2 pseudogenes are annotated in these 4,262 nt (G+C 69.3%); one reads left to right on the forward strand and one right to left on the reverse strand.

Annotated elements, in window-relative coordinates:
- Positions 1–3,936 (reverse strand): annotated as a pseudogene (locus G3N96_RS37720) (LWXIA domain-containing protein); the annotation flags it as partial.
- 175 nt (positions 3,937–4,111) lie between these two features.
- On the opposite strand from G3N96_RS37720, the pseudogene G3N96_RS37725 reads away from it, so the two are divergent.
- Positions 4,112–4,262: pseudogene (locus G3N96_RS37725) on the forward strand (LysR substrate-binding domain-containing protein); the annotation flags it as partial.

Consider the following 4,262-nt stretch of genomic DNA (forward strand, 5'->3'; position numbering starts at 1 on the left):
TGCATCCTGGCTGCGCCGGTCGCTGCGCGCGGCCGCCGTGCGGTCAACTTCGGTTTCGTCGTGCTGCTGGTCGACGCGCGCGCGCTCCTGGCTCGCGCGCTGCGTGCTGCGGGCGTTGCTCGCGGTGCTGGCCGTTTCGCTTTCGGCGGCGGTTTGCGCGAGGCTGCGCGGCGCCTGCGCGTCGGCGCCGTTCGCCTGCCGGATCGCTTCGCTCGTCTGCGCAACGGCGTGATCGAGAAGCGCGAGCCGGGTCTTCGGAACGACGTTCGGCGTCGTGGTCATCTCGCCGTCCGGGCCGAACGACAGGCGCTCACCGGTTCCCTGCACGTCGTCGACGCGCGTGCCGTTGGTCCATTCCTTCGGCGACGCCGACACGACGGACAGCGTGCCGTCTTCGCCGAGCACCACCGATTTGCCGGGCGGCATCTGCCTGCTCGACGTCTTGTCGAGCACGCGGATCGGCTGGTTGTCGTAGGTCAGGATCCTGTCGCCGACCATCAGCATGCCTTCGGGCGACACCTTGACGGCTTCGCCGTCGAGCATTGCGCGGGTGCGGCCGTGGGCGAGCGACGACACGTCGCCCTTGTTCAGGATCTGGCCGAGCATCCTGCTGTCGACCGTGACGGTCTCGCCGTCGGTCGTGCGGATCGGCACCGGCCGGCCGGTGCGGGTTCGCACCGACGTGACCGCGCGTTCCTTGAGGCCGCCCGCGGCCATCAGCGCGACGTTGGTGAGCCCGGACTTGAGCTGCTCGCCGGCCGCTTTCCTGTCGCCTGCGAGATAGTCGACGCCGGCCTCGCCGAACGCCTCGACCGCACCGCCGACGCCGGTCACGATCGCGGTGGCCTTCGCGCCGGTGGAAAGCAGCGACGCGACCTTCGGCGTGCGCGTGAGCGCCGTCACCGCGCGCGTGAACAGCTTGCTGCCGGCGAGCTTGGCGGCGCCGGCGGCGCCCATCGGCACGAGATTGATGAAGTCGGCGCGCGCGCCCGCGTCGGTGAACGGATTGATGCTGCGGCCGTGTTCCACGCGCGTCGCGATGTCGAGCCCCGCGCTCGTCATCGATGCGCCGATCGCGGTGTACATCATCCCCGCACCGAGGATGTTCAGCGGCACGCCGACGATCGCGCCGATACCGGTGCCGTCGAGCAGGCCGCCGAGACCTTCCAGCGCCATGCCGCCGACCATCATGCCGATGTTCAGGCCGGTGCTGGTCAGCGTGTTCAGGAAGCTGTCGAAGCCGCTTTCATGATGCGCGGCCTTCGACACGAGCTGCAGCGAGCCGTCCGCGTTGTGGCCGGTCGCGATGTCGACGGTGCCGTCCTTCGACAGCTCGTTGTTGTCGATGTAGTCGTTGATGTCGTTGTAGGTGCTCGCCGTTTCGTCGACGTATTGCGTGCCGTCCTTGCCGGTGACCTTGAAGATCGCGCTGGTCGTCATGCCGGCGTCCTTCGCCGCATACACCATCGGCAGCACGCTGACCTGCGTGGTCGCGCCGCCGCCGACCTTCAGCAGCGTGTCGCGCACGCTGTTGATCGTCGACAGCTTGTCCTTGTCGGTGAAGCGCGCGACGTCGTCGTTCGTCGGCGATACGGGGTCCGAACCGTCGCTCGACGAGGCCGTGTTCGGCACGTCCGGCTGCATCCCGAGCGCGACGCCGATCAGGTTGCGCTGTTCGTTGTCGGTCAGCTTGCCGAACGCGATCGTATTGCCGTTCTGCGTGCTCGCGCTCGCCGCGTCGAGCAGCGAGTTCGACAGTTCGCCGCGATGCGCCTCGTAGAAGTCGTGCAGCGCCTTCTTGTAGTCGTTGCCGGCATCCGAATCGGGCGCCGCGTAGCGCAGCCGCTCGTCGAGTCCCGCGTCGAACTGGTCCATCAACACCTGCTGGTGCGACGTCTCGCCCAGCAGCTGCAGGCGCTGTACCGCGTTGTCGGCTTGCGTGACGGCAGCCTTCGCCTTGTCGAGCGGGTCCTGGTACAGGTTCGGCCGCGGCGCCGACGGCGCCGGGATCATGTCGTCGCCCGCGACGTAGCGGAACCGCACGGGCGGCGGATTCGCGGCCGCCCAGTCGTCGTACTGTTTCTGCACCGACGCGAGCGTGCTCTTTGCCTGCGTCTGCTGGATGCGTGCCTGCGACAGCGCGGCCTGGGTCGCGCGCTCGTTGACCGAATCCGCGAGCCGGCTGTCGGCCGCGCGGATCGCGCCTGCGACGACCTGCAGGCGCTTTGCATCGAGCAGCGTCGGGCCCGCCGGCGCGGCCTGCGTGGCAGGCGACTGCGGCAGCACGAACGGGGACGAGCCGGTGAGCGACGGCGGCAGGCCGCCGTTCGCGCTCGACAGCGACGGCGCGGGCAACGGTGACGACGTCGGCAGCGACGGCGTGCCGGTGGGGGCGGCGCTCGCAGCGGTCGACAGCGACGATGCGGGCAGGGGCGGCAGGCCGCTGGCGGTCGACAGCGACGGCGCGAACAGCGGCGGCTGGGTCGTCGGCTTCGTGAAGATCGAGCGCGCGTTGACCTGCGCCTGGATCTGCGACGCCTGGTCGTCGTACTGCTGCGCGAGCGTCGCGCCGTAGGTCGCGACGAAACCGTCGTGCGCGATACCGGCCTGCTGTTGCGCCTGCGACAGTTTCGCGTATGCGTCGCCGACGTCGAGGTCGACCTGCGGATCCTTCAGCATCGAGCCCGGGTTGCCCTTGTGCCAGGCGTCGGCGGCCTGCTGCTTCGTCGTGTAGTCGGCCTGCAGCGTGTCGACCTGATGTTGCGCGGACAGCATCTGCAGATAGCTGCCGCTCGTATTGGCGGCCGTCTGCGCGCGGGCGAGCGCGGTCTTCGCCTCCGACACCGCGTTCGCCACGACTACCGTCGGTCCTTCCTTGCCGCTGACCGAGTCGTACGTTTGCTGCGCGTTCGTGAGCGTCAGGCTGTCGTTCGCGGCGCCGGCCGCGGCATTGGCATAGTTCGCGTCCTTCGCCGCCGCCGTGACGGCCTGCTGCGCGGCGTCCTGCGACGCCGGCGCGTCGGGCATCGTGACCTGCAGTTCCAGCGGCTGGAGCGCATCGTTGAGCCGGCCGACGCCCGAGTCGAGCGCGCTCTTGTAGTCCGGATCGGCGAGATACGACTGGAACTGCGCATAGGCGAGGTTCGAATTCGCGACGTCCGCGTAGTACTTCGACGCGCCGACGGCGGCCGTTGCGCTGGCGGTCTGCCAGTTGTCGAAGAGCCGGATCTGCAGCGGGTTCTTGCAGTCGCTCTGCTGCGGTACCCAGTTCGGATCGTTCGCGTGCTCGGGAAACGCGGCCAGCAGCGTCTTGAACTGCTGGTCGGCGGCATGTTGCGCGTCACCCGGATCGGTCACCTTGCCGGAGTCGTCGATCTTCATTCCGGCCGGCATGTCGGCGTTCGCCTGTTCGCCGTACAGGATCATGTAGCCCGCGTCGGTCGTCACGTTCAGGTCGCGCTGCGCGCTGTCGGCGGCGGTGCGCGCCTTCGCGTAGGCATCCTGAGCGGTCTTGCGGTCGCCGGGCGTCGATTCGGGATCGCGGTTCACGAGGCGCAGCACGTTCTGCGCGCCTTGCAGCGATTGCGATGCGTTGTCGTATTGCGTCTGCGCGTCCTGGATCGCCTTCTGCACCGCGCGCGTCTTGTCGTTCTCGACCGTGATGTCGGGCGGCGGCACCGTGTACTGCGCGGCCATGCTCTGGACCAGCGAGGTCGCGGATGCAATTTCGGGGTTGGTCGGCTTCGACGGATCGGTGGACGGCGTGGCGGTTACCGGAATCGGCGGCGTCGCAACCGGGTTCGCGGGGCCGGCCGACGAATCGTCCTTCTTCGGCGGAGGCGGCGGCGGGGGCGGCGGTGCGACGACCGGGTTCAGCGTTTCCGACAGGAAGCGCTGCCAGTTGACGCCCAGTCCCAATCCGTCGATCAACAGCATGCTCGTCTCCCTGAAGGCGCGGCGCCATGCGCGCCGCGACGCGATCCGACGAGTGTAGGGACACGCGTTGCGGCCGGATCGCCACTGTTTCGTAGCACGGCGGCGCGGCCGCCGCGCCGTACACCTGGGCCGCCGGCTCCGCGGGCCCGCCCGACCGCCGCTCCCACCCCCCCCCCCGGTGATCCCCCACCCCCCCCGCAAGGTGACCGACATGGCCACCGCGATCGCGCTCGTGAAGGCCGGGCATGGCTGGGCGAATTTGCCCGAATCCATGATCGGCCGATACGTCGCCGACGGCGAACTCGCGCCGCTCGTGTTCGCGAACA

Source organism: Burkholderia sp. Se-20373 (assembly GCF_017104705.1).
Lineage (GTDB): Bacteria > Pseudomonadota > Gammaproteobacteria > Burkholderiales > Burkholderiaceae > Burkholderia.